The sequence below is a fragment of the Devosia sp. genome, assembly GCF_028290435.1.
Classification (GTDB): Bacteria; Pseudomonadota; Alphaproteobacteria; order Rhizobiales; family Devosiaceae; genus Devosia.
The window spans coordinates 26,023-50,205 of sequence record NZ_JAQGJV010000061.1; the positions used below are offsets into that span (position 1 = coordinate 26,023).

24 protein-coding genes are annotated in these 24,183 nt (G+C 63.4%); 15 read left to right on the top strand and 9 right to left on the bottom strand.

Going from position 1 to position 24,183, the window contains the following annotated elements; all coding sequences use genetic code 11:
* Positions 1-112: 112 nt before the first annotated feature.
* Both JWP26_RS13525 and JWP26_RS13530 read left to right on the top strand, forming a co-directional pair.
* On the top strand, positions 113-1,036 hold the full coding sequence (locus JWP26_RS13525) for an MYG1 family protein (RefSeq protein WP_299728478.1): 924 nt from the start codon (positions 113-115) through the stop codon (positions 1,034-1,036).
* Between the two features lie 128 nt (positions 1,037-1,164).
* Entirely contained in the window at positions 1,165-1,920 is a 756-nt protein-coding gene (locus JWP26_RS13530; protein WP_299728481.1) for a DUF2470 domain-containing protein, read from the top strand.
* A 213-nt stretch (positions 1,921-2,133) separates the two neighbouring features.
* Here the strand turns inward: JWP26_RS13530 and JWP26_RS13535 are convergent, their stop codons facing one another.
* Entirely contained in the window at positions 2,134-2,289 is a 156-nt protein-coding gene (locus JWP26_RS13535) for a hypothetical protein (RefSeq protein WP_299728484.1), read from the bottom strand.
* A gap of 51 nt (positions 2,290-2,340) precedes the next feature.
* The gene (locus JWP26_RS13540) at positions 2,341-2,580 is read right to left on the bottom strand and encodes a hypothetical protein (RefSeq protein WP_299728486.1); all 240 of its coding nucleotides are present in this window, start codon (positions 2,578-2,580) and stop codon (positions 2,341-2,343) included.
* 108 nt (positions 2,581-2,688) lie between these two features.
* On the opposite strand from JWP26_RS13540, the gene JWP26_RS13545 reads away from it, so the two are divergent.
* Both JWP26_RS13545 and JWP26_RS13550 read left to right on the top strand, forming a co-directional pair.
* On the top strand, positions 2,689-3,906 hold the full coding sequence (locus JWP26_RS13545; RefSeq protein WP_299728489.1) for a helix-turn-helix domain-containing protein: 1,218 nt from the start codon (positions 2,689-2,691) through the stop codon (positions 3,904-3,906).
* 43 nt (positions 3,907-3,949) lie between these two features.
* Positions 3,950-4,579 (top strand): glutamine cyclotransferase, encoded by a 630-nt coding sequence (locus JWP26_RS13550; protein ID WP_299728492.1) that lies wholly within the window; start codon positions 3,950-3,952, stop codon positions 4,577-4,579.
* A 2-nt stretch (positions 4,580-4,581) separates the two neighbouring features.
* Here JWP26_RS13550 and JWP26_RS13555 read toward each other — a convergent pair whose 3' ends face one another.
* Positions 4,582-6,552, bottom strand: coding sequence for a TetM/TetW/TetO/TetS family tetracycline resistance ribosomal protection protein (locus tag JWP26_RS13555; RefSeq protein ID WP_299728495.1), 1,971 nt, complete (start codon positions 6,550-6,552; stop codon positions 4,582-4,584).
* A 171-nt stretch (positions 6,553-6,723) separates the two neighbouring features.
* Here JWP26_RS13555 and JWP26_RS13560 point away from each other — a divergent pair, with 171 nt between their 5' ends.
* Positions 6,724-7,329 carry a J domain-containing protein gene (locus JWP26_RS13560; protein ID WP_299728498.1) on the top strand — a complete coding sequence of 202 codons (606 nt, stop codon included), beginning with the start codon at positions 6,724-6,726 and terminating at the stop codon, positions 7,327-7,329.
* A 4-nt stretch (positions 7,330-7,333) separates the two neighbouring features.
* On the opposite strand, the gene JWP26_RS13565 is transcribed toward JWP26_RS13560, so the two are convergent.
* On the bottom strand, positions 7,334-7,900 hold the full coding sequence (locus JWP26_RS13565) for an XRE family transcriptional regulator (RefSeq protein ID WP_299728500.1): 567 nt from the start codon (positions 7,898-7,900) through the stop codon (positions 7,334-7,336).
* A gap of 151 nt (positions 7,901-8,051) precedes the next feature.
* Between JWP26_RS13565 and JWP26_RS13570 the strand changes: the two genes are divergently transcribed.
* Together JWP26_RS13570 and tdh are read left to right on the top strand one after the other, a co-directional pair.
* The gene (locus JWP26_RS13570) at positions 8,052-9,245 is read left to right on the top strand and encodes a glycine C-acetyltransferase (RefSeq protein WP_299728503.1); all 1,194 of its coding nucleotides are present in this window, start codon (positions 8,052-8,054) and stop codon (positions 9,243-9,245) included.
* Entirely contained in the window at positions 9,245-10,267 is a 1,023-nt protein-coding gene (gene tdh / locus JWP26_RS13575) for an L-threonine 3-dehydrogenase (protein WP_299728506.1), read from the top strand. The genes JWP26_RS13570 and tdh overlap by 1 nt, the downstream gene beginning before the upstream one ends.
* 15 nt (positions 10,268-10,282) lie before the next feature.
* Here tdh and JWP26_RS13580 read toward each other — a convergent pair whose 3' ends face one another.
* The gene (locus JWP26_RS13580; protein ID WP_299728508.1) at positions 10,283-11,305 is read right to left on the bottom strand and encodes an LLM class flavin-dependent oxidoreductase; all 1,023 of its coding nucleotides are present in this window, start codon (positions 11,303-11,305) and stop codon (positions 10,283-10,285) included.
* Positions 11,306-11,520: 215 nt separating this feature from the next.
* Between JWP26_RS13580 and JWP26_RS13585 the strand changes: the two genes are divergently transcribed.
* Positions 11,521-13,017, top strand: coding sequence for a glycerol kinase GlpK (locus JWP26_RS13585; protein ID WP_299728511.1), 1,497 nt, complete (start codon positions 11,521-11,523; stop codon positions 13,015-13,017).
* A gap of 45 nt (positions 13,018-13,062) precedes the next feature.
* Here JWP26_RS13585 and JWP26_RS13590 read toward each other — a convergent pair whose 3' ends face one another.
* Entirely contained in the window at positions 13,063-14,676 is a 1,614-nt protein-coding gene (locus tag JWP26_RS13590) for an ABC transporter substrate-binding protein (RefSeq protein WP_299728514.1), read from the bottom strand.
* Positions 14,677-14,846: 170 nt separating this feature from the next.
* Here JWP26_RS13590 and JWP26_RS13595 point away from each other — a divergent pair, with 170 nt between their 5' ends.
* From JWP26_RS13595 to JWP26_RS13615, 5 genes are read left to right on the top strand one after another with little or no spacing between them, the layout of a single operon-like run.
* Positions 14,847-15,008, top strand: coding sequence for a hypothetical protein (locus JWP26_RS13595; protein WP_299728517.1), 162 nt, complete (start codon positions 14,847-14,849; stop codon positions 15,006-15,008).
* Between the two features lie 43 nt (positions 15,009-15,051).
* Entirely contained in the window at positions 15,052-16,086 is a 1,035-nt protein-coding gene (locus tag JWP26_RS13600; RefSeq protein WP_299728520.1) for an ABC transporter substrate-binding protein, read from the top strand.
* On the top strand, positions 16,083-16,970 hold the full coding sequence (locus JWP26_RS13605) for an SDR family oxidoreductase (protein ID WP_299728523.1): 888 nt from the start codon (positions 16,083-16,085) through the stop codon (positions 16,968-16,970). Before JWP26_RS13600 ends, JWP26_RS13605 begins: the two co-directional genes overlap by 4 nt.
* A gap of 36 nt (positions 16,971-17,006) precedes the next feature.
* On the top strand, positions 17,007-17,657 hold the full coding sequence (locus JWP26_RS13610) for an NAD(P)-dependent oxidoreductase (RefSeq protein ID WP_299728526.1): 651 nt from the start codon (positions 17,007-17,009) through the stop codon (positions 17,655-17,657).
* Between the two features lie 9 nt (positions 17,658-17,666).
* Positions 17,667-18,890 (top strand): acyl-CoA dehydrogenase family protein, encoded by a 1,224-nt coding sequence (locus JWP26_RS13615; RefSeq protein ID WP_299728529.1) that lies wholly within the window; start codon positions 17,667-17,669, stop codon positions 18,888-18,890.
* 43 nt (positions 18,891-18,933) lie between these two features.
* On the opposite strand, the gene JWP26_RS13620 is transcribed toward JWP26_RS13615, so the two are convergent.
* From JWP26_RS13620 to JWP26_RS13630, 3 genes are read right to left on the bottom strand one after another with little or no spacing between them, the layout of a single operon-like run.
* Positions 18,934-19,557: a hypothetical protein gene (locus tag JWP26_RS13620; RefSeq protein WP_299728532.1), complete on the bottom strand. Its 624-nt coding sequence runs from the start codon at positions 19,555-19,557 to the stop codon at positions 18,934-18,936.
* A complete protein-coding gene (locus JWP26_RS13625; RefSeq protein ID WP_299728535.1) occupies positions 19,554-20,174 on the bottom strand; it encodes a hypothetical protein in 621 nt (206 codons plus the stop codon). Before JWP26_RS13625 ends, JWP26_RS13620 begins: the two co-directional genes overlap by 4 nt.
* Positions 20,167-20,946, bottom strand: coding sequence for a MotA/TolQ/ExbB proton channel family protein (locus JWP26_RS13630; protein ID WP_299728538.1), 780 nt, complete (start codon positions 20,944-20,946; stop codon positions 20,167-20,169). Before JWP26_RS13630 ends, JWP26_RS13625 begins: the two co-directional genes overlap by 8 nt.
* Before the next feature lie 327 nt (positions 20,947-21,273).
* Between JWP26_RS13630 and JWP26_RS13635 the strand changes: the two genes are divergently transcribed.
* Together JWP26_RS13635 and JWP26_RS13640 are read left to right on the top strand one after the other, a co-directional pair.
* Positions 21,274-22,254, top strand: a complete 981-nt coding sequence (locus tag JWP26_RS13635) for a LysR family transcriptional regulator (protein WP_299728541.1) — start codon at positions 21,274-21,276, stop codon at positions 22,252-22,254.
* A 110-nt stretch (positions 22,255-22,364) separates the two neighbouring features.
* Positions 22,365-24,119 (top strand): PQQ-binding-like beta-propeller repeat protein, encoded by a 1,755-nt coding sequence (locus tag JWP26_RS13640; RefSeq protein WP_299728544.1) that lies wholly within the window; start codon positions 22,365-22,367, stop codon positions 24,117-24,119.
* Positions 24,120-24,183 lie beyond the last annotated feature (64 nt).

The following is a 24,183-nucleotide window of genomic DNA, read 5'->3' on the forward strand; positions in this document are numbered from 1 at the left end:
CGTCGGGCCGCCGGAAGTCGAGGTTTCGCGTCAAAGCTGGACCGCGACGCGCGCAATGGCTATCTGATGCCAGCGCAAGCGGATACTCCGCGATTAACAAGGCGAATTCGGCATGAGCCCAGATTTCCTCGTCACCCATTCGGGTGGCTTCCATGCCGATGAATTGCTCTCCAGTGTCATCTTGACCCGGCTGTTCCAACAGGCGCGCATCGTGCGTAGCCGGGCGCCCGAATGGATCACGCCCGGCCCCGACCGGATCATCTACGACGTGGGCGGCCAATATGATGCCGCAGCGCAGATTTTCGACCACCATCAGCGCGGCGCGCCGTTGCGCGAGGATGGCCAGCCCTATAGTTCGTTCGGGCTGATCTGGAACCATTACGGTCGCGACTACCTCGTTGCCTCGCACGTGCCAGCGGCTCATATCGAGAGCGTGCATGCCGCGTTCGACGCCAGTTTCGTGCTGCCCATCGACCTGACGGATAATGGCGCACTCAGCCCCACCGGGCCGCTGGCCGGGTTGACGCTGCCCACGCTGCTGGAAACCCTCAAGCCCGCATTCGACGACACCGCCCCCGAGGCCGACGACCTCGCCTTTCATGCGGCCCTCGCAATTGCGCGCAGTTTTGTCGAGGCGGCGATCTCGCGTAGCGCTGCAAAATTACGTGCCGAGGGCCTGGTGCAGCGCGCCATCGTGGCAGCAGGGCAGGGCCGCATCCTGGAGCTACCGATGGGCATGCCCTTCCGCCCCGCCATCATCAAGGCAGGCGCCGATCAGCTCTTGTTCGTCGTTCACCCGCGCGACAAGGACTGGTGCCTCACCACCATTCGCCGCGGCGATGAAGGCTTCGAAGTGCGCGCCGATCTGCCCGCCGCCTGGGCTGGCCTGACCAATGGCGAGCTGGAAGCAGCCAGCGGCGTTGCCGGCGCCAGCTTCTGCCACAATGGGCGCTTCATCGCCGCCGCCAAGACGCGGGAAGCCGCTCTCGCCATGGCCGAACTAGCCGTTAATGAGGCGGTGGCCAACGGCGCTTAGGGAAGAGCGGCGGACACACTCAGCACCGAATAACATGATCTTGTAATTCATGTTTTCTTGCGCTTTATTGCCGCCACTTTTCAGGCCGGCATTGGTGTTTGCGGCCGCGTCCCTATCGAAAGCCCGATATGCCCGAAACCTCCGTCCTGCAGCCGACTGATGCCGATGCAATCCGGCTGGGCAAGACCTTGCTGCGCACCGCGCGGCATGGGGCATTGTCCTGCCTCGATCCGATTAGCGGCGCGCCGCTGGTTAGTCGGGTGGGGGTGTCGACGAACTTTGATGGCGCTCCGGTGCTGCTGATTTCCGGGCTTGCCGCGCATACGGCGGCTCTCGTGGCCGATCCGCGTTGCGCGCTGCTGCTGGGCGATCCGGGCAAGGGCGATCCGCTCGCGCATCCGCGCATCAGCATTTCGGCGCTGGCTACGACGATCGGCCGCGACCATCCGGACCACGTCCGCATCGCTGCGCGCTATCTCAGCCACCAGCCCAAGGCCAAGCTCTATGCCGAACTGGGTGATTTCCGCTTCGTGCGGCTGGAGCCGCAATCGGCGAGCCTCAATGGCGGGTTCGGCCGTGCCTATGCGCTTGGTGCGGGCGATCTGCTGTCCAGCAACGACCCGGCTCTGGCCGCTGCCGAGGCGGACGCCGTCGAACACATGAACGAAGACCACTTCGACGCGGTCGATCGCTACGCCCGGCACTATTGCAAGGCCACCGCCGGAAACTGGGTGCTGGTGGGAATCGACGCCGAGGGCATCGATATCGCGCTGGGCGACGACACGCGGCGCATCTTCTTCGACGCGCCACTTGCCGTGCCCGAGGATATGCACATCACGCTCGTCAAGATGGCCCGCGCGGCGCGCCAGGCATTGCGCGATTAGCGGTCGTTTGCTGCGCCACGAGGGCGTGGGCAATGCGCCGTAGAAAAGCCGCGACTGCTCTCAACATGGCCCGGTGTCTGTCCCGGCGGCCGATGAGGGCGGGAGGGTCCGGGTCCAGCCACGTGGTGCGATAGATGTCCTTGAACAGCGTGCTGGTAGGAATCATCGTTCTATCTCCATGAATTAGGGTTGGTGGCAGCCGCGCCGCGCGACCTATTTCCAGTTGTCGATCATCACGTCATCGGGATGGGGCATGCCCGTGCCGGTCTCCAGCAGCGCCTTGAGGCTCAACAGGAAGGTTGCCCACTTGGTGCTGCAGTGGTGCATGAACTCGACCGGCTCCTTCCAGCCTTCATGCTTGAACAGCACGATGGCGTAGTCGTCCTCCTGCTTGAGATCGAAATGGACCTTGGTGCCGATTCATTCGGCCGGCCCATCGACCACCAGCCATGACACGCGCTTACCGGGCACGAGGTCGAGGACTTTCATGTCAAAGCCGCCGGCTGGCCCAAAGCGGAAGGCGATCACGCCATCGGGTTTGCTGTTCCCTGTGGTGTCACTGGTCCACCAGCCGGACAGGCCCTTGATGGTGGCCAATGCGTCATAGACGGTGGCTACTGAGGATGACTTGATACCGACGCGGTGCAGGATATCGGGCATTGTAATGCTCCATCTGGTTTGCATTTATCGCGACCACCTGGTGTGGTCATGGGTTAGGCTAGGCCTGCAAAGCCAAGGGGTGGGAGTGACAAGTGTGGCGGGATTTGCATGGACTCCCTGATCACGGCGGCAGCGCGCGCCCTTGCTGCGGGTGATCCGCTCGGCGCTCTCAACCGGGTGGCGCTGCGCGACGATGGGCCGGCTTTAGCCCTGCGTGGTATCGCCATGGCACAGCTTGGCGACCTGCCGCGGGCCAAGGCGTTGCTCAAAAGCGCCGCGCGCGCCTTCGGTCCCAAGGAGGCTATGGCCCGCGCGCGTTGCGTCGTCGCCGAAGCCGAAATCGCGCTGGTCTCGCGTGATCTCACCTGGCCGCAAAAGGCGCTGGAACGCGCCCGCATCACGCTCGATGAGCATGGCGACCGGGTGAACGCTGCTCATGCCGGCTATCTCGAAACCCGGCGTCTGCTGCTGATCGGCCGGCTCGACGAGGCCGAGCGCCTGCTTGCCGGCCTCGACCCTACGCCGTTGCCGCCCGCCGCGCGCGTCGCCCATGAACTGGCGTCTGCCGGCATTGCCATCCGCCGCGTCAGGATCAAGGCTGCGCGCGCCGCGCTCACACGGGCTGGACAGGCCGCCCGCGCCGCCGACATTCCCGCCTTGACCGCCGAAGTCGACAGCGCCGTGGCAGCCCTCGATACCCCCGCAGCGCGGCTCATCGCCCGCCACGCGGAACGCCCGATCCTGCTTGATGAGGTCGAGACGATTTTCGCCTCTGGCGCCCTTGTCATCGACGCCTGCCGCAACGTCGTGCGCCAGGGCGACAGCATCGTCCCCCTCGCCACCCGTCCGGTCCTCTTTGCGCTGGCTAGAGCTCTCGGGGAGGCCTGGCCCGCCGATGTGTCGCGCGCCACGTTGCTCGCCCGGGCGTTCGGCGCCAGGCATGCCGATGAGTCCCACCGCGCCCGGCTGCGGGTCGAGATCGGCCGGCTGCGCGCCGAATTGCAGGGGTTGGCGGATATAGGCGCCACCAGCCAGGGATTCGCGCTGACCACGCGATCGCGCGATCTCGTCGTGCTGGCGCCGCCTGTGGAGGAACCACATGCCACAGTGCTGGCATTCCTCGCCGATGGCGAATCCTGGTCGAGTTCGGCCCTCGCTATCGCGCTCGACGCCAGCCCGCGCACCGTACAGCGGGCGCTGGAGCAGCTTGCCGGCGCCGCCAAGGTGCGGTCGTTCGGGCAGGGCCGCGCGCGCCGCTGGATGACGCCGCCAGTGCTCGGCTTCCCGACAACCTTGTTACTCCCGGGTCCGCTGCCCAGCAGCTAGGCTGGTTCGCAGTTGAACATTATCGAGCCTGCGAGGACCCCTCATGAAAACCCAACCGGCCGAAATACTTCGTGAATACGGACCCTTTCCGGGCATCGACAATGTGCATGGCCTCACCTTTGACGGCCAACAGGTCTGGTTCGCCTCGGGCGACAGGATCAACGCGCTCGATCCCACGAGCGGCACGATCACACGCTCCTGGACTGTCCCGGCCCATGCTGGCACCGCCTTCGACGGCGAACACTTGTTCCAACTCGCCGAAGACCGCATCCAGAAGATCGATCCCAAGACCGGTAAGGTACTCACCACCATTCCAGCCCCCGGCAAGGGCGGCGATTCAGGCCTGGCTTGGGCCGAGGGCACGCTCTGGGTGGGCGAATATCGCGACCGGAAAATCCACCAGATTGATCCGCAGACCGGCGAAATTCTCCGCACCATCCAGTCCAACCGCTTCGTCACCGGCGTCTCCTGGCTCGGTGATGAGCTTTGGCACGGCACCTGGGAGGACAACGAAAGCGAACTGCGGCGCATCGATCCCGCCGACGGCACGGTCATGGAGCGTTTGGCCCTGCCGGCTGGCGCCGGCATGTCCGGGCTCGAATCCAATGGCGTCGACCGCTTCTTCTGCGGCAGCGGTGATGCGGGCACTATCAGGGTCGTCCGCCGGCCCTGACCTTAATCTCCCTCATCGGAGGATACGGCCAGCTTGCGCTGCACCCGATGCAGATAGACTTGCCGATCGAAGGGGTTGGGGCCGGAGCGCGGCCGGGTAGGGATGGGGCTGCTCACCGGCCGGTAGTGGTCGAAAGTGGTCTCAAAAATGCCCTCGCCACTGGTTAGGCCGGGCAATTGATGCTGTACGCCATGGACATGGGCCGCCTGGATTTCACCCTCAAGACGCGCCATGGTGCCGCCGATTTCGGTGCTTTCCGTCACCGCCCCCGCGCGGCCGAGTATGCGCAGAATCGCGCCCAGCGTCGCGGCTGGCGCTTCCAGATGAAAGCGCTGGATCGGCTCGCACACCAGCGTTCCGGCCTGGCGCAAGGCCTCCGCCAAAACCAGCGGCGTCAGGTTCCGGAAATCCCCTGCCGTGGTCATCGGAGAGGCGTGCCGCACGTCGGTCATGGCGACATGGCAATCCATTACGCGCCAGCCATATATCCCCTGCTGCAGCGTCTCGCGCACTGCCTCTTCAACCGCTCGATAGAAGCCCGCTGGCATCTGCCCCGGATCGACTTCCAGCGCAAAACTGACGCCGGAGCCGGCCGGCATCGGATCAACCCGCAATCCGACCGTGGCTAGGAACGGATTGGGGTCCTTGAACAGATATTCCACCGCCGCGCCCGATCCGGCCAGCCGCTCGACGCAGATGACGGTGGATTCCTGGAACGCGATCTCGATGTTGAATTCAGCCAGCAGCGTCTGCTGGATCACCTGCTTCTGCACCTCTCCGTAGAGGGAGACGAAGACCTGCTGCGCCTCGTCATTCTTGCGCAGGTTGATCAGCGGGTCCTGCTCGGCCAACTGGCTCAAGGCCAGCCACAGCGCCGCCCGGTCGGCGGCATGCGCGGGCAGCACGCTCGTCTCCAGCGTTGGCGGCGCGAAGTGATGCGACGACTGCCGGGGTGGCGGCACGCCGATGGTGTCGCCAATGCGAATATCGCCCAGCCCCGACAGCTTGGCGATACGCCCTGCGCCCACTGTCATTGCGGTATTGCTCTTGCCGCCTTCGAACACCTGGATGGCCGTGACGCGGGAATCCCTGCCATTCACCAGAACGCGGTCGCGCAGGTGGATAGTGCCGGAAAACATCCGCGCATAGGCGATCTTGTCGCCGGCCCAACCGCGCTCGATCTTGAACACCGAGGCGGAGACGGGGCCGTCATCATCGCCGATTTCGGCGTGCAACAACTCGGGGATCGCCGCCATCAACGGCTCGATCCCGGCGCCGGTGACTGCCGAGCCGAAGAATACCGGATGGACGATGGAAGTGCGGCTTTGGGCGCGCAAAGTGTCGTGCAGGCGGGTGGCGTCCACACCCGCTGGATCGGTGACGTAGTCGGTTAGCAGCGCGTCGTCACCTTCGCTCAAACACTCGATCAAGGCCGCGCGGAAATCGGCCTCATTGGCACCGAACGGCCGGAACTCCGCGTCGCGCTCGCCCTCGCTAGCAGTCTCGCCCATGGCCAAAACCGCCGGGGTCAGCCGCGCCTTGATCGCCTCCAGCACGCCATCGCTTTGCGCGCCGCGGCGGTCGATCTTGTTTACGAAAATCAGTGTTGGAATCCTCAGCCGCTGCAACGCGCGCATCAGCACGCGAGTCTGCGCCTGCACGCCCTCGACGGCCGAGACCACGAGGATCGCGCCATCGAGCACGTTTAGCACTCGTTCGACTTCGGCGATGAAGTCGGGGTGTCCGGGCATGTCGATCAGGTTGACGGTGACGTCGCCGACAACGAACGACACCACGGCCGCCTTGATGGTGATGCCGCGCTGGCGTTCGAGCGCCATTGTATCGGTTTGAGTATTGCCGTCATCGACGCTGCCGATTTTGTCGATGACGCCGGCCGCAAAGAGCAGCCGTTCAATCAGGCTGGTTTTACCCGCATCGACATGGGCCAGAATGCCCAGATTCAAGGTTCGCATGGACCATCAGTTTCTCAAGATTTCGGATCGGGTTTCTTGATGAACTGAGTTGGGACATTGCTATTCCTTCCGGGAGCGGACGAGCGAACAAACTACATCAATGGTCGCGGCGGTGGCAAGCCGAGGCAAACCCCTGTTGCCGACACGACGCCGCCACCGTAAATTGCCGCCATGCAAGCATTCGACCCCTACACCATCCTGGGCGTGCCGCGATCGGCTACCCCTGACGCCATCAAATCGGCCTATCGGCAAAACGCCCGGTTGACCCACCCGGACCGCGGCGGTGCGCCGAGCGCGTTTATCGTCGTGGTCAAGGCCTTTGGCGTGCTCGCCGATCCCGAGGCGCGGCGGCTGTTCGATGAAACCGGCCTGGTCGACGAGGAGGGCGCGCGCTCCTATCGGCAGGAGGTGGTGATCATCCTCGCCGATATGTTCGACACCGCTGTTAGTACCGCGCTGGAACTCGGCCTACCGCTCGATCGGGTGGATTTCATCAAGCAGATGGCGGTTGCGCTGACTGGCCAGTCGGCGCAGGCCACCGAGCGCTGCCAGAAGCTCGATGCGGAAATTACCGCGCTCACCAGCCTGCGCGGCCGCATCAAGCGGCAGGATGATAATCCCAATCTGTTCGTGCAGCGGCTGAACGAACAGGTGACCGCCAAGGTCAAGGACCACACGGCGGCCAAGCGCCGTCTGGCCCTGTTCGAAACCGCTGCGGCGGAACTCGCCAATTACGATTCGGAGGTGGAGCTGTTCTCGGCGTTGGAGCTGGAATAGCGCGCTATTCGTAGACCACGACCATCAGCGCCCGCGCTTCGGCCGGTCCGCCATTGCTGATCTCGTGCTCGACATCCGCGCGATAGCGCGCGGTCTCTCCGAGGCGCAGGGTTTGCTCGCCCAGCGCCGTTCGCACCATCAGGCCCTCGGTCTGCGCCGTCAGGTGCTCATAGGTGCCGGCGGCATGCGGCGCGCTTTGCAGCTTTCCCTTGGGCGCCATGTCCAGTTCGTACCATTCCACGCGGCCGGCCATGGCTGGCGGGCTCAATATGCGTAACCGCCATTGCCCGTCCGGGCTCTTAATTTCGGGCGTCAGCGGCACCGAGACCAGGTCCACCGGATTGCTCTGCCGATGCGCCACTCCGCCCGCTATCAGATCGGCCATGTCGATCTTAAGCGCCTGGGTCAGCCCCCACAGCACCGCAAAGGTCGGATTGGATTGCCCGCGCTCGATTTGCGACAACATGGATTTCGAGACGCCCGACAGCGCCGCCAGCCGCTCTAGCGTCAGGTGTCGCGCCTTGCGCTCGCGCTGGATCACCGGCCCGATATCGGGTGCCTCGGACGCCATAATCACTTCCACCTTCGCTCTCGTTCGGCTGCACTTATGGTCTGGCGCCGCTGGCCTGCCAAGCGCAGCATGGGTCCGCGAACGTCATTCCGTTACAGCTTGACATATTTTCCGTTATAATGGAATTTCCTTGATATCGGAGTGTTGTGCCATGCAGCCAGATTTCACCACGCATATCCAGACCATCCTTGCCGACATCGATGCGGCGGGCCTCACCAAGCGCGAACGCCAGATCACCGGTCCGCAGGGCGGGCGGATTTCGCTGGCCGGCGGGCGCCAACTGGTGAACCTCTGCGCCAACAATTACCTCGGCCTTGCCGATCATCCGGATATAATAGCGGCGGCGTCGGACGCCCTGCAGCGCTACGGCTTCGGCATGGCGTCGGTGCGGTTCATTTGCGGCACGCTCGATCTACATCGGGAACTGGAACAGGCCGTCGCCCGCTATCTCGGCAAGGATGACGCGATCCTCTTTGCCGCCTGCTTCGATGCCAACGGGGGCCTGTTCGAGACCCTGCTCGACGCCGAAGATGCAATCATCTCCGATGGCCTCAACCACGCCTCCATCATCGATGGCGTCCGACTGAGCAAAGCTAAGCGCTACCGCTTCGCCACCAGCGACATGGACGATCTGGAAACGCAGTTGAAGCAAGCTGTCAGCGACGGTGTGCGGTTCAAGCTCATCGTCACCGATGGCGTGTTTTCCATGGATGGCCACATCGCCAACCTCCCCGAAATCTGCGCTCTGGCCGACCGTTACGGCGCCATGGTAGCGGTCGACGATTGCCACGCCACTGGTCATCTCGGCCCACAGGGTCGCGGCACACCGGCGCTAACCGGCGTCGGCAACCGAGTCGATATTGTCACCGGTACGCTGGGCAAGACGCTGGGCGGCGCCATGGGCGGTTTCATTGCCGCCAGCCAGCCAATCATCGACCTGCTGCGCCAGCGTGCGCGGCCCTATCTGTTCTCCAACGCTTTGGCGCCATCCGTCGCCGCCGGCTCGCTCAAGGCCATCGCCATCGCCGAAGCGGCCGATGACCGGCGTGAAAAGCTGATGCGGCACACGCGAAAGTTCCGCGCTGGCCTCACCGACGCGGGCTTCGAACTGCTCGCGGGCGAGACACCCATTATCCCCGTCATGCTGGGCGAGGCCAAGCTGGCGCAAGACCTTGCGGCGGAGCTCGACAGGCGCGGCGTCTATGTGGCGGGCTTCTTCTTCCCCGTTGTGCCCAAGAGCAAAGCGCGAATCCGCACGCAGATGTCGGCGGCGCTGGAGGACGCCGACATCGATTTCGCCATCGGCGCCTTCACCGAGGCCGGCAAGCAATTGGGGATCATTTGATGCGCGCACTGGTCAAGGCCAAAGCCGAACGTGGCATCTGGATGGAGGACCGCCCGGTCCCCGAGATTGGCCCCGAGGATGTGCTGGTCAAGGTGCACAAGACCGGCATCTGTGGCACCGATATCCATATCTACAATTGGGACGAATGGGCCCAGAAGACCGTGCCAGTGCCTATGATCACCGGCCACGAATACGCCGGCGAGATCGCAGCCGTGGGCGCCGAGGTCAAGAACCTGCGCATCGGCCAGCGCGTCTCCGGCGAAGGCCATGTCGTCGGCATGAACAGCCGGGCCAGCCGCGCCGGCAAGTTCCACCTCGATCCCGACACCAAGGGCATCGGCGTCAACCTGCCGGGCGCCTTCGCCGAATTCGTCAAGATCCCGGCCTTCAACATCATCCCGCTGCCCGACAGCATCGATGATGAAATGGGCGCCATCCTCGATCCGCTCGGCAATGCGGTGCACACAGCACTCGCCTTCAACATTGTTGGGGAGGACGTTCTGGTCACCGGCGCCGGGCCCATCGGCATCATGGGTGCCGCCGTCGCGCGCCATGTCGGCGCCCGCCATGTCGTCATCACCGACGTGAACCCGGAGCGCCTGGCACTGGCCGCCGAAGTCGCCGATGTGGTTCCAGTCGATATCGCCAGCGAGGACCTGCGCTCGGTCATGGACCGGCTCGGCATGAAGGAAGGCTTCGATGTCGGGCTGGAAATGAGTGGCGCGCCCGCGGCGCTGGACCAGATGATCGACCACATGGTGATGGGCGGGCGCATCGCGCTGCTCGGGGTGCCGGCGCGGCCGTTCATCTTCGACCTCGGCAAGATCGTCTTCCGCATGATCACGCTGCGCGGCATCTATGGCCGCGAAATGTTCGAGACCTGGCACAAGATGATGGCCATGCTGGAATCGGGCCTCGATGTCCGCAAGGTCATCACCCGCCGCATGCCCGCCGCCGATTATGCCAAGGCCTTCGAACTCGCCGCCGGTGGAGAAAAGGGCAAGATCGTCCTCGAATGGTGAGGTTCTAGCCTCGGCTCAACGCCATCCCAGTCCCGGCGCCACGTGCTTCAGGATGGCCTCGATGACATGGGCGTTGTAGTCGACGCCGAGCTGGTTGGGTACAGTCAGCAACAGGGTATCGGCTTCGGCGATCGCCTCATCCTTGGCGAGTTCGCGGATCAGCATGTCGGGCTCGCCCGTATAGCCCCGGCCGAAAACGGCACGCTTTTCAGGCTCGATATAGCCGAACTGGTCCTCTTCACTGCGGCCATTGCCGAAATAGGCCCGGTCCATATCGTTGACCAGCGCGAAGATCGAGCGGCTGACCGAAACGCGCGGCTGGCGGGTGTGCCCGGCTTCCTTCCAAGCGGCGCGATAGGCGCGAATTTGCTCGGCCTGTTGGATGTGGAACGGCTTGCCGCTTTCGTCGAACTTGAGCGTCGAACTCTGCAGGTTCATCCCGAGCTTGGCCGCCCATACGGCGGTGGCGTCGGTGGCAGCGCCCCACCAGATGCGCTCGTCAAGGCCTGGCGAGTGCGGCTCCAGCCGCAACAGGCCCGGCGGATTGGGGAACATCGGGCGCGGATTGGGTTGGGCAAAGCCCTCGCCCTTGAGCAGGTCGAGAAACACTTCGGCATGGCCGCGCGCCATGTCGGCCTCGGTCTGGCCTTGAGGCGGGGCGAAACCGAAATACTTCCAGCCATCGATCACCTGTTCGGGCGAGCCGCGGCTGATGCCCAATTGCAGGCGGCCAGCGGCGATGAGGTCGGCGGCGCCGGCATCTTCGGCCATGTACATGGGATTTTCATAGCGCATGTCGATAACCGCGGTGCCGATCTCGATGCGTTTGGTCTTGGCGCCGATCGCGGCCAGCAGCGGAAACGGCGAGGCGAGCTGCCGCGCGAAATGATGCACGCGGAAGTAAGCGCCATCGGCTCCCAATTCCTCGGCGGCAACCGCCAGGTCGATGGATTGCAACAGCGCATCGCCGCCCGACCGCGTCTGCGACTGAGGGGAGGGCGTCCAGTGTCCGAAGGACAGAAAGGCGATATTTTTCATGGGAGCTACCAGACCGAAGTTGCGGCGTTTCGAGGCGTTGTCTCACGCAATAGCAGTCCGATCAATCGCCCGGCCCGGGTCCGGACCGTTCGCAATATCGTCCCTAATAATCATGCGAGGGCCGACACAGGCCAGAGCATTACTGACTGTCAGGTGAACTCATGTTGCGCCGAGGAAAATGTGGCATATAGCTCTCGATCCACGGGGGACGGCTGATGAAGCCTTATATTCTGGTCATCGACCAGAGCACGCTGGCCAGTTTCGCCTTCGTCTTCGATGCCGAGCAGAACATTGTCGGCATGGGCAAGATGGAGCTTACCCAGCATTATCCCCAGCCCGGCTGGGTCGAGCAGGTCGCCGAGGAGATTTGGGCGACATGCCTCTGGGCCTGCAAGACGGCTTTACGCAAGGCCGGGATTACCGCTGGCGATCTGGCCGGCATCGGCATTACAAACCAGCGCGCCACCACGCTCATCTGGGACCGCGCCACGGGGCGAGCGATCCACAATGCGGTGATCTGGCGCGATCAGCGCACCGCGTCCCACTGCACCGCACTCAAGGATGCGGGCCACGAGCCCATGCTTGCCCAACGCACCGGGCTGCTGATCCATCCCTATTTCTCGGCCTCCAAGGTCAAATGGTTGCTGGACAATGTCGAAGGTGCCCGCGACCGGGCCGCCAAGGGCGAACTGGCCTTTGGCTCCGTCGACAGCTTTCTGATTTACCGGCTGACCGGGGGCAGGGCGCATGCCACCGACGCGACCAATGCCAGCCAGACTATACTGTTCGATATCGAGGCTAACATTTGGGACCCCGAACTGCTGGACCTGTTCGACGTGCCCGCCAATATCCTGCCGCGCGTGCTCGACAGCGCCGATGATTTTGGCCTGACCGATCCGGGCGTGCTGGGCGCGGCCGTGCCCATTCTGGGGGTTGTGGGTAACCAGCAGGCCGCGCTCATTGGCCAGGCCTGTTTCGCCCCCGGCATGCTGAAATCGACCTACGATGAACACTGCTTTGTCCTGCTCAACACCGGCGGCGATATCGTCCGCTCCACCCATCGGCTGCTCTCCACCATTGCCTATAGGCTTGACGGCAAATCGACTTATGCGCTCGAAGGCGCGATCGTCTCCGTCGGCGGGTCGTTGCAATGGCTGCACGATGATCTCGAAATCTTCGATCACTGGGACCAGGCCGAAAAGCTGGCCTCGGCGTCCGACCCCTCCCTGCCAATTTATCTGGTTCCCGCCTTTGTCGGCGCCGGGTCCGATTGGCGCGAAACCGACGCACGGGGTGCGCTATTCGGTCTCAGCCGGGGTGCTCGGCCGCACGATCTGGTGCGAGCGGCGCTGGAGGCGGTGGGCTACCAGTCCCACGATCTGATCGAGACCATGCGCAAGGATTGGGGCCACGCTGGCGAGATCGTCATTCGTGCCGATGGCAATATGATTGCCTCCGACTGGACCCTGCAATTTCTCGCCGACATAACCGAGGCCACGGTCGATCGCGCGCCTCTGGCCGATATGACGCCGCTTGGGGTCGCTTGGCTGGCGGGTTGGAAGGCCGGCGTCTGGCCCGATGCGGCGGGCTTTGCCGCGCGGCGGGCCAGCGACCGGGAGTTTCACCCGCGCATGGAACCCGAACTGCGACGCAAGAAACTCGACGGCTGGCGCGATGCAGTCAGGCGCACGTTGCCCGAGGCCACCGACTGATTGGCTCCGGCCGGTGACCTGTGCCACCGACCAGAGTGCGTGCAATCAGCTCTCGATGTAGATCTGTGCGCCATTGTTCCAGAGGTATTCGACACCCAGATTGAGGTTCTTCACCCGCTTGTCGGAGATGGTGAACGTATCGGGCGCCACGATATCGAGGGCCGGCAGATCGGCAACCACCTGCTTTTGGAAATCCACGAACAGGTCGTAGCGTTTCTTCGGATCGACCTCGATCGAGGCCGCTTCCAGCAAGCGGTCGGTCTCCGCGCTGGAGTAATGTGCCCCATTGGAGAACGGCACGCCGGGCTTGTAGTTCTTGCTCCAGTAGAGTCGCTGGATACCCACGGTGGGGTCATAGAGATTACTCATGCCCTCGATGGCGATATCGAAATCGCGGTCGGCATAGACGCGCTTGACGAAGGTGGCGAAATCCTGCGAGCGCAGTTCGACCTCGATGCCGACCTTTCCCAGGGCTTGGGCAAAGTATTCGGCGGTCTGCTTGGGCGGGCCGGACGGCTGGGTTGGATCGATGAACAGCTTGAAGCGCTTGCCATCGGCGCCGCGCGGAAAACCGGCCTCGTCCAACAGCTTTTCGGCCTCGGCAGGGTCAAAGCTATAGACCGGCAGGTCGGACGAGAAGAACGCCGCCAGATCCGGACTGACCGGGCCATCGAGCCGCTTGGCGTAGCCAAGATAGATGGTGTTGACGATGAAATCGCGGTCCACCGCATGGGCGATAGCCTGGCGCACTTTGACATTGGCCAGATACGGATTGTCGAAGTTGAACTCCGCGCGCGAGATGCTGGGCGAATAGGCCGTCACTGTGGTGTCGACCACGAGGTTCGGATTGCTCTTGAGGCGATCGACATCGGTCAGCGGGATATTGGCAACCGAAAGCAGAACTTCCCCGGTTTCGATCCCCGCCACGGCTGCTGCCGGATCGATGATGAAGCGGAAAATGATCTGGTCGAGATAGGGCTTGGGATTGTCCCAATAGGCCTCGTTGCGGGTGAAGATGGCGTGGCTGCCACGCACCCATTCCTTGAACACGAACGGGCCGGTGCCAACCGGCGCGATATTGTGCGGATTTTCGGGGATATTGGTGCCCTCATACAGATGCTTGGGCACGATGGGTGATTCAAAGCTGGCAAACGCCTTGAGCAGGAACGGCGCCGGCTTGGCGAGGATCAGCTCGACTTCGTGCGAGGCCAGCACATTGATCGACGCGACCGAAGCATAAGTGGCGCGGCCGCGCGGGTGGTTGTCCTTGAGCGCCTGGATGGAGAAGGCGACGTCCTTGGCGGTGAAATCCTCGCCGTCATGCCATTTGACGCCCTCGCGCAGCTTGAACCAATAGCGCAACCCGTCCTCGGCGACCTTCCATTCGGTGGCCAATAGCGGCTGCGGGTTGAAGTCGGCGTCATAGGTCAGCAGCCCCTCATTGACCTTGCCGCTGATATTGTAGGCGGCGCCCGCGGTGTGGGCGATCAGCACCAGCACCGGCGGCTCGGTGCCGATATTGAAGGTCAGCGTACCGCCTTTGACCGGCTCGGCCGCGAAGGCAAAGCGTGGCAGCGCACCGGCGGCGGCCAAGAGCGCGGTGGACAGCAGGAAGGCTCGGCGGGTCGGCGCCAGAACGCCGCGTCTAGTCTCGGTCATCGCTAATTCCTTGTTGAGTCTTGCCCCGGCCAACACGGCTCGGCAGCGCCATATGGGGCGTCCTCCTAATGTATATAAATTCAGTAGACATTCGCGAGGTCCGCAATTGCTGGGGAAGGCGTTGGCGGGAAACGTTCCTGCGAGGAACGGGCCGCCAAGAGCAAAAAATCATGGAAGCGATGATTGGGCTGACGGCCTACACCGGCCGCGGCTGGGAATTAACGATCCCGGCCGCGCAAAAAACACAACGTGCATCCGGCCAAATCCGCAAAGCCGATCTGGAAAGCTCCAAAACTTCGCAATCGACAATGTCTACTGATTTTATAGACTAAAACGCACAGCCCCGCGCCGAACCGCGCCATGCAGGAGACCGAGATGACCGCTGCGCCCACTTCCGTCTGGTATACCCGCTGCCCGGCACCGACGCCGTTGTCCATCGCCGCCCAACTCGGTTGGGTCGAGGAGACCTTCAAGGCGCGCGGTGTGGCTGTGGCCTCGATCCGCGACAGCAAGGACAAGGCGATCCGGCAAAGCCATTTTGACCATAGCCTCGATTGGTCATTCCGCCAGGGTGGCAATATCCCGCCGATCTGGGCCCGCTCAACCGGACGGCAGACAAGGCTCGTCGGCCTGACCACCACCGACGAATTCCAGGCCGTGATCACGCTGCCGGGCACCGGTATCACCACGGCGCGCGACCTCAAGGACCGCAAGCTCGGCGTGCCGCGCCGGGCCGAGGGCATTATCGACGTGCAGCGCGCCACCGCGCTCAAGGGCATTGTCTCGGCCCTGACCCTGGAAGGCCTGACCGCCAAGGATGTCGAGCTGGTCTATCTCGATAGCGCCGAGCCCCTGCTGCTGGAAATCGGCAATGCCGCTTTCCATGGCCTGGCGCGTCGTTACCCCTATGGTGATGAAGTGCTGGCGCTGGCGCGGGGGCAGATCGATGCCTTCTTCGTCAAGGGCGCCGAAGGGCTGGTGCTGGCCAACCAGATCGGCGCCGTCATTGTCGCCGAATTCGGTTTCCACCCCGATGCGAAAATCCGCATCAACAACGGCACCCCGCGCCCACTGACGGTCGATGCCAAATTCGCCGATGAGCGACCGGACCTGGTGGCCGAACTGATCGGCACCGTGCAGCGCATCGATAACTGGGCGCGCGCCAACCCCGACGACGCAGTGCGCTATATCGCTCGCGAACTCGGTGTCGCCGAAGATGCCATCTGGGCCGCCAATGGGCGCGACCTTCACAAGCACTTGGCGCTCACCCTCGATGACGAGCAGATCGCCGCCATCGCCCATTTCAAGGATTTTCTCCTCGAATGGGGTTTCCTGTCTGCTGATTTCGACGTCGCTGGCTGGGTCGATGCCCGTCCACTGGAGGCGGCCCAGCGCCGACACGCGGCATGAGCGCGCCAATCCTCGTCACCGGCGCGACCGGCCGGCTCGGCCAGTTGATCGTCGCCCGCCTCGTCAGCAAGAACCAGCACGTGCGGGTGTTCACCCGGCGGCCCGGTCACGCCCGAGCCCTATTCGGCACCGGCGTCGAGGTCTCTGCTGGTGACTTTGCCGATCCCGTCAGCGTCCGCGCGGCCGTTCGCGGGGTTGGTCGCCTGCTGCTGTTGTCGCCGTTGAGCGGCACTTTGAGCATCGACCAGATCGGCGTGGCGGAAGCCGTGACGGCGGCCGGCGCGACCCGCATCGTCAAGATTTCGGGCTCGGACTGGACCATCGATCCGCCGGGTCTGTCAATCTCCGGCGACGCCCATGCGGCCGTCGAGTGGCGCCTGCGCGGCCTGCCGATCGAGCATGCGTCGTTGCGCCCCAACGCCTGGATGCAGGTGTCGCTCCCCAATCTGATCCGCCAGGCCGAGGCCGGGCAGGTGCTGTCGGCTGGCTATGGCGGCGCCGGCATCGCCTTTATCGACGCGCGCGACATTGCCGACGTGGCCGTCCACCAATTATTGACCCGCGATATCGTCAGCAAGCCCGCAATCCTGACCGGCCCGGCCATTGTGAACCTGCGCGATATCGCCGGCGTCCTCGCCCGTTTGCTGCATCGCCCGGTTGCCGTCGCCGATGCCGCAGTGCCCGCCATTATCGTCGCCGATGCCAGCTTCGAACATCGCGCGGTGGCCCAGTTCAAGGGGCTGATCGCCGCCGGGCGTGCCGCCTACGCCACCGAGGCGGTCAGCGAGATTCTCGGCCGCGCCCCGCGCTCGGTCGAACAATTCCTCACCGAGCACCTCACCGCCGCCTGCTTCGCCGAGCCGCGCACCGGGGCTCGCAGCTGAGCAAGCTCCCGAAAAACTCTGATTAGAAAGTCATCCATGTCCATCGTCGTCTTCGGCGCCTCCGGCAATATCGGCAGCAGTATCCGCAAGGAAGCGCTCAGCCGCGGCCATCGGGTCACCGCCGTCACCAAAAATACCAAACTCGATCCGGCCGAGAACCTGACCCCGCTCAACGCCGACATCGCCAATGCCGAAGACGTCGCCAAGATCGTCGCTGGCCATGATGCGGTGATCAGCGCCTATAGCCCGGGCCTGCGGAATTACCCCGCCGAGGACGCAGCGGCCCTCATCGAAAAGGCTCACCAATCCCTGTTCGCGGCCGTCAAACAGGCCGGCGTCAAGCGCCTGATCATCGTCGGCGGTGTCGGTAGCCTTGAGGCCAGCCCCGGCGTCGACGTGGTCGATAGCGATTTCTACCCCGCCGGTCACCGTGCCCACACGCTGCGCAATCGCGAAATCCTGCGCAGTCTCAAGCGCGGCGAGCATGACCTCGACTGGACCTATGTGTCGCCGCCATTGGAGATCAAGGCCGGCGACCGCACCGGACAATTCCGCCTCGGGCAGGATCAACTCCTGCGCGATCAGAATGGTGACAGCCGCATTTCCGAGGCCGATTTCGCCATCGCCATTCTCGACGCCCTCGATCAGGGCACGTTCAAACGCCAGCGCTTTACCGCCGCCTATTGAGGTTCACCGATGACCGATTTCGCGCCCTATATCGAACGCGCCGAGGCGCTGGGCCGCCGCTTCGCGCTGACCGCTCGGCATTATGACCAGACCGGCGATTTCCCCTTCGCCAATTTCGATGCCCTGTTCGAAGCGGGTCTGCTGGGGCTGGTCACAGCGCCCGAACATGGCGGCCTGGGCGGCGGTCTGACTGAAGCCCTGGCGGTCATTTCGGCGATTGCACGGGGTGAACCATCCACCGCGCTGGTCCTCGCCATGCACTATAGCCAGCACTATTCGATCCGCGTTTCGGGCAACTGGCCCGCCCATCTCGTGGCGCGAGTCACCAAGGCCAATCGCGAAGGCGTTGCCCTGCTCAATGCCGCTCAGGTGGAGCCGCGCGTTGGATCGCCCTCCCACGGCACGCTGCCCGAAACCATTGCTCGCCGCGTCGGCAACGAGTGGCGCATCACGGGCCACAAAACCTATGCCACCGGTATTCCGCTGCTCAAATGGGTCTCCATCCTTGCTGTAACCGACGAGCCCGAGCCCCGCCTCGGCACGTTTCTCGTGCCGACCAATAGCCCGGGCATCCGCGTGGAAAAGACCTGGAACGCTACCGGCATGCGCGCCACCAATAGCGACGACCTGATCCTCGACGATGTCGCCATTCCGCTCGAGGACACGCTCGAACTCGCGCCCGCCACCAAGGGCCTGCAGCGCGACGAGCGGCTCGGCGCCTGGTATTTTACCCTCGTGCCCTCGATCTATGACGGCGCGGCGCGCGGCGCCAAGGATTGGCTGATCGAGTTCACCACCACCCGTGCCCCCGCCAGCCTCGGCGCGCCGCTCTCGACCGTGCCGCGCATTCAGGATGGCCTCGGCCAGATCGAGGTCTATCTCACCACCAACCGTCGTCTTTTGCGCTCCATCGCCGAAGATTTCGACAATGGCCGCCCCTTCGGCCCCGATGCGGCCGCCGTCAAGCATGTGGTCATCGAAAACGCTATCCTCGCCACCACGCTGGCGCTCGATCTCGGCGGCAATCCCGGCATCAGCCGCGACAATCCGCTGGAGCGCCACCACCGCGACGCGCTCTCGGGCAAGGCCCACGCGCCGCAGAACAATCTGGTCCGCACCATTCTCGCCAAGTCCGTGCTGGCCCGCCACGCCGCCACACCCACCGAGACAATCGAGCCGGTCCCGGTGCGCGCTACCCACCCGCCACGGCTCGTCGCCGTCGGCAGTTCCTGAGGCTTTCATACGCGACGGGGCAGGGCGCTAAGCAGCCCTGACGCTAGTTGCCGACCATCACCACCGGCCCCTTGTCGGGCAGGCCGACGGCCGGCATGTCCGAAAAGCTCAGCGTGGCGCCGGCGGGGACATTGTCGACGACGCCAGTAGGGCCGCCGGCAGTGTTGGCCTGCTCGTTGCCCGCCGACATCGTGACTTCGGAGCCGTCTTCGTTCGGATTGGACTGTTTTGACCCCGTCTGCGTACCAGCGGCCGCGAATTCCCCCATGATGTCGCTGCCGCCTTCGAGCTGGCTTTGCGCCGAAGCCACTTCGGTGGCCATGTCAACGTCGTATGGCACTTCGTAGGCGCGCGGCGGGCTGATGACGATCTGGTTGTCGTCGATCTCCTCCACCCACAGGTAGATATGGCCGGGCGTGTTGCGCAGCTTGTCCGGCTCGACGATGCGCGTTGCCAACAGGCTGAACCGTGCCGGCATGGTGCTGGTCGAAGCCCAGCCCACCACGCCCGTAATGGCGATATATGAGCCGACGAACACCAGACCCGTCAGCACGATGGCGCCGGCCTTGATCCACCAGCGCCACAGCGAGGCAATATTGAGGCTGAGCAACAGCACCGCCAGCAGCACATAGGCACCCACCGTGCCGGCAATCGCGGTCATCATCATTTGCGAACCGCCTGGATCAGCGAGGCTGGGCGGGTATTGATGTCCGAAACCGCGCCCTCCGCATCGAGCGTGAACCGCACGGCGGTCTGTTCGTCGCCTTTGCGCGTCAGCGTCAGCGTGTCGTAATAGACCACCGACAGCTTGGGATTGATCTTCTCCACCTTGACCGTCACCGGCACGGGGGCGCCGGTTTCGTCGGTATACTTGTAAACATTGATGATGTACTCGCCCGGCACGATGCGGCGGACCGTCACGGTTTCCTGGTTGAGCGGGAAGGCCAGCGTCTCGCCATTGACCTCGATCTTGTCGAGATAATTCCCGCGATCATCACGGTCGAGCGTCACGAACCCCTTCTGCATGGAATGATACCAGACCACGTCGCCGCCGGGCTCCTGCACATAGGTGTCGATATCGTCCGGATTATTGTCCGGCCAGGTCACCGTCACCAAAATCTCGGCCTTGACCTCGACGTCGCCGGCCTTCGCATCGGGCCGGATCAGCGCAAAGGCGATGAACAGCATGACGGCGAAGCCCAGCAGGGCGTTGAACAGGATATCGGTGAACGGCACGAATGTGCCGTCCTCGCTGCCACCCGAGAACAGGCTCGTCTCATGCATGAGCGGGCTGCTCCAGCGCCGACACGACGTGGATTTCGGTCGTCTCGGTGATCATTTCGAACAATTTGCCGATGGAATTGTCGAGCAGGTAATATTCGAGCTTGAGCAGAAGCGCGCTGGCAATGCCCGCCACCGTGACGTTCAGCGCCACCGCCATGCCGCCCGTCATGCCGCCAAGTGCGGACCGCAGGGTATCGCTTTCAAACGATGTCAGCGCCGAAATCGGAATGAGCATCAGGATGAAGCCGATGGCGGTGCCGAGCAAAGCCAGGCGCAGCAGCGCCTCGGACACGAACAGCCCAAGCTTTTCCCGGGCGCGCAGCTTGTCGGCCAGCGAGCGCAGCAGCAGGGTCTGATCGACATGGCGTTCCGATTGCAGGCGCCGTTTGCGGATGATGTTGATGATGTGATTGGTCATGATGCCCGGCTCAAGCGCCGAGCCGTTGCCAGTCACCACCCGGTCGCCATCGATGCGCAGGCCGCTTCCGCTCTCGGCCACGACGACATCTCGGACCTTGCGGGCGCGCACCAGTTCGCGCGAAATCACCACGGTCTGATAAAGGCAATGCAGCCCGGTCAGGCAGAAGATTGCGAAGATCAGGATCGACACGCGGGTGTGGTCGGTCGCCAGCACCAGTTGCAGCAGGCCGAAATACCACAGCACAAACAAGCCAAGCGCGATCAGAACGTTGAGCAGCAGGAAGCGAAGAAGAGGTCCGAAATCTTCAATCTCCGAGGCCGAGCCGATAACGGCCCTGGTCATATTCGCCATGCTTGTTCCCTAGCCAATTGAGGCCGCGGTTCCCGTTGCTTGCCGGGCCGCCCATTGTGAACCAATTGCCTAGCACGGCCAGCTTGCCGGGCGGTCATAGCCTCTTCCAATGCTTCCTATTGCTTTTTGCCGCGCTGGAAAGGGTGTTGACTGACCAAGGTTTGGGGGAGGCGTTCCCCCAGCAGCCAAGTTTGCAAGAATCATGGATAGCGCCCTTCGCCAAGTCAAAGGGTGCCATGCGAGGATTTGTCGCGCGGCAATTAGACGTTTGTGTGATTTGGTTATGTCCACCGATGTGTTCTACTAACATGTCAGTGGAACATGATTATGGATGTAACTCTTAAGCAGCTGCAGATTTTCCAGGCGGTCGTCGTCGCCGGCTCGATCACCAAAGCCTCGCGGCGCATCGGCCTGTCGCAACCCTCGATCTCCCAGCAGCTTGCAAAGCTCGAAGAAAAACTCGATGCGCAACTGATCCTGCGCAATCGTACTGGCACCATCACCCTGACCCCTTCGGGCGAATACTGGTTCAAGGCCAGTACCGACCTGCTCGGCCGGATCGAGGGGATGATGGAAGAGCATCGACGGCGCTTCCTGCTTAACACCGTCACCTGGCAAATGGGCATTACGCCCACCCTGCGCGGCCGCTTCGTCGCCGCCGCCGCCCGCATCGCCGCCCAGCAGCCGGGTTTCGTCAAATTCGAGATCAAGTATTCGGTCACCAGTTCCGAGCTGGTGCAGCAACTGCGGCTGCATCAACTCAACTGTGCCATCGTCAGCGAGGACGCGATTACCGACGACCGCAGTTCCTTTGCCATCGCCAAGCTGTTCGACGATCAGGTCGCCTGGCTGCTTCCGGCTTCGGTGCCGATCGCCGACATCAAGAACGCCATGAGTCGCCAGCGCCCGCAGCAGCTCAATGGCCCGCTCGCCTATTTCGTCAACATTGATGGCAATGTTTCGCTGCGCACCAAGTCCGATGACTGGGTCCGCCACAACCTGCCCGGCGCGACGCCGGCCTTCTCGGCCATGACCTATACGGCCGCTGTGGACATCGTCGCCGAAGGGTTGGCGACGACGCATTGCCCGCTCTCGCTGCTGCCCAACTTGCCCAATGATGTGCGCGAAGCGGTGCAGATCATCCCGATTCCCAATTTCAGCCGCAGCATCGTGCTGGCGATGCCCAGGCACCTGATGAGCCTGCGCCCTTACGCCGAGATTTTCCGCGGCATCGAGCATTTCTGCAAGACCGAATACCTCAAGGAAATGGTGCCCCAGGAAGCGCACGCATTTTCCATGGTCGGGTAACTTCCGACCGGGCGTCCTCGATTTCTCCTATGACGAAGATAGGCGAAATTTGAGCAGCCACAGTGTCACATGCAGGTCTCTACAAAAAACGCTCCTAAGGGGGGAGACCAATGTTAAGAGGCAAAAATCTGTTGCGCGGCTTGGCCGTTGCAGCACTGCTATCGGCTGTGCCTGCGGTATCGAGCTACGCCGAAGACGCCACACCCGCCCGCCTGGCCGCGGCCAGCTCTGACGCCGAGGCCGGTAACTGGCTGATGGTGCATCGCACCTACGATGCCAACCGCTTCTCGCCGCTCACCGATATCACCACCGACAATGTCTCCGGGCTGAAACTGGCTTTCGCCGTGCCGCTGGGCGGGCTCGAGCCGGCCGGTTTCGGTATCGGCGCGGTTGAATCCACGCCACTGGCCAAGGACGGCTTCCTCTACATCACCGATCCCTGGGGCACGCCCTACAAGATCGATGCGACGTCCGGCACGCAGGGTAAAGTGGTCTGGGTCGGCGATACCGGCATCGACAAGGACCCCAACCGGGGCATCCTGCTCGCCAGCCGCGGCCTGGCGCTATGGAACAACCTGGTCATCGTGGCGCTCAACGACGGCCGCGTGATGGCCTTTGACGACGAGACCGGCGATGTGGTGTGGGATCAGCAGATCGCCACCGAGCAGGGCGAGGGCTTTACCAATGCGCCGCTGGTGGTCAAGGACAAGATCCTTGTTGGCCAGAGCTATGGCGATTGGGCCACGCGCGGCTGGATCGCTTCGCTCGACGCCAAGACCGGCGAAGAAGTCTGGCGTTTCTATACCATTCCCGAGCCCGGCCAGCCCGGCAGCGAAACCTGGCTCTGCGACCAGACCGGCAATCCCGATTGCTGGAAGACCGGTGGCGCGGCCGCCTGGGTCACCGGCTCCTATGACGAAGCCTCCAACACCATCTATTGGGGCACGGGCAACCCGGTGCCGATGTATGATCCCGAATACCGTCCGGGCGACAACCTCTACTCGAACTCCTCGCTGGCGCTCGATGCCGATACCGGCGCGCTCAAGTGGCACTTCCAGTACACGCCCGGCGACTACATGGACTATGACGAAGTCGGCGTTCAACTGCTGATTGACACCAAGGTCGATGGCGAAGACCGCAAGGTTCTGGCCCATTTCGGCCGCAACGGCATCTTCTACACGCTTGACCGTACCAATGGCTCGTTCATCAACGCCACCAATTACGTCACCAAGCTGAACTGGACCAAGGGCATCGATCCCAAGACGGGCAAGCCGGTTGAATACGACAGCACCAAGTCGCTGCAGGAATATGCGGCAGGCGCCAACCGGCGCGGCGGCGAGGGCATGGAAACCTGCCCGAACATCCAGGGCGGCATCAACTTCTGGCCCACCGCCTATGACAGCACCACCGGCATCGCCTATGGCGCCGGCATCGAAGGTTGCAGCAAGGTGACCAACGATCCGGTTGCACCGGCCGATGTTTCGGGCGGCGCGATCTTCACCGGCGGCGCGGCGGCTGGTGCCGGCGTGCAGGCTGGCTCGATCTTCGGCTTCAACGTCGCCACTGGCGAACAGACCATCAAGGTCGATCGTCCTTACCCGAACTATGCGGGTGTGCTGGCCACTCCGGGCCTGGTCTGGACCGGCGAGCTGGACGGCACTTTTGGCGCCTATGACGCCAAGACGCTGGAGCAGAAATGGTCCATCAATGTCGGCAACGCCTTCGAAGCCCCGCCGATCTCGTTCTCCATCAATGGCAAGCAGTACATCGCCATTGCGGGCGGCGGCATGGGTAGCGCCTCGTTCGGTCATCCCGAGCTGGAAAATAAGTCGTCCTCGAACATGCTCTACGTCTTCGCGCTCTAGGCGAAGCCGCACCGTTCAAAAATGCCGGGCGCTCCAGCGCCCGGCAAACCCATTTCAACTCCAG

Coding starts and splice junctions, on each gene's coding strand:
- JWP26_RS13540 (WP_299728486.1), bottom strand. CDS start 2,580: ATGCCCGATATCCTGCACCGCGTCGGTATCAAGTCATCCTCAGTAGCC.
- JWP26_RS13525 (WP_299728478.1), top strand. CDS start 113: ATGAGCCCAGATTTCCTCGTCACCCATTCGGGTGGCTTCCATGCCGAT.
- JWP26_RS13590 (WP_299728514.1), bottom strand. CDS start 14,676: ATGACCGAGACTAGACGCGGCGTTCTGGCGCCGACCCGCCGAGCCTTC.
- JWP26_RS13570 (WP_299728503.1), top strand. CDS start 8,052: ATGCAGCCAGATTTCACCACGCATATCCAGACCATCCTTGCCGACATC.
- JWP26_RS13615 (WP_299728529.1), top strand. CDS start 17,667: ATGACCGATTTCGCGCCCTATATCGAACGCGCCGAGGCGCTGGGCCGC.
- JWP26_RS13635 (WP_299728541.1), top strand. CDS start 21,274: ATGGATGTAACTCTTAAGCAGCTGCAGATTTTCCAGGCGGTCGTCGTC.
- JWP26_RS13550 (WP_299728492.1), top strand. CDS start 3,950: ATGAAAACCCAACCGGCCGAAATACTTCGTGAATACGGACCCTTTCCG.
- JWP26_RS13560 (WP_299728498.1), top strand. CDS start 6,724: ATGCAAGCATTCGACCCCTACACCATCCTGGGCGTGCCGCGATCGGCT.
- JWP26_RS13600 (WP_299728520.1), top strand. CDS start 15,052: ATGACCGCTGCGCCCACTTCCGTCTGGTATACCCGCTGCCCGGCACCG.
- JWP26_RS13625 (WP_299728535.1), bottom strand. CDS start 20,174: ATGCATGAGACGAGCCTGTTCTCGGGTGGCAGCGAGGACGGCACATTC.
- JWP26_RS13620 (WP_299728532.1), bottom strand. CDS start 19,557: ATGATGATGACCGCGATTGCCGGCACGGTGGGTGCCTATGTGCTGCTG.
- JWP26_RS13610 (WP_299728526.1), top strand. CDS start 17,007: ATGTCCATCGTCGTCTTCGGCGCCTCCGGCAATATCGGCAGCAGTATC.
- JWP26_RS13630 (WP_299728538.1), bottom strand. CDS start 20,946: ATGGCGAATATGACCAGGGCCGTTATCGGCTCGGCCTCGGAGATTGAA.
- JWP26_RS13585 (WP_299728511.1), top strand. CDS start 11,521: ATGAAGCCTTATATTCTGGTCATCGACCAGAGCACGCTGGCCAGTTTC.
- JWP26_RS13605 (WP_299728523.1), top strand. CDS start 16,083: ATGAGCGCGCCAATCCTCGTCACCGGCGCGACCGGCCGGCTCGGCCAG.
- JWP26_RS13545 (WP_299728489.1), top strand. CDS start 2,689: ATGGACTCCCTGATCACGGCGGCAGCGCGCGCCCTTGCTGCGGGTGAT.
- tdh (WP_299728506.1), top strand. CDS start 9,245: ATGCGCGCACTGGTCAAGGCCAAAGCCGAACGTGGCATCTGGATGGAG.
- JWP26_RS13580 (WP_299728508.1), bottom strand. CDS start 11,305: ATGAAAAATATCGCCTTTCTGTCCTTCGGACACTGGACGCCCTCCCCT.
- JWP26_RS13530 (WP_299728481.1), top strand. CDS start 1,165: ATGCCCGAAACCTCCGTCCTGCAGCCGACTGATGCCGATGCAATCCGG.
- JWP26_RS13595 (WP_299728517.1), top strand. CDS start 14,847: ATGGAAGCGATGATTGGGCTGACGGCCTACACCGGCCGCGGCTGGGAA.
- JWP26_RS13565 (WP_299728500.1), bottom strand. CDS start 7,900: ATGGCGTCCGAGGCACCCGATATCGGGCCGGTGATCCAGCGCGAGCGC.
- JWP26_RS13640 (WP_299728544.1), top strand. CDS start 22,365: ATGTTAAGAGGCAAAAATCTGTTGCGCGGCTTGGCCGTTGCAGCACTG.
- JWP26_RS13555 (WP_299728495.1), bottom strand. CDS start 6,552: ATGCGAACCTTGAATCTGGGCATTCTGGCCCATGTCGATGCGGGTAAA.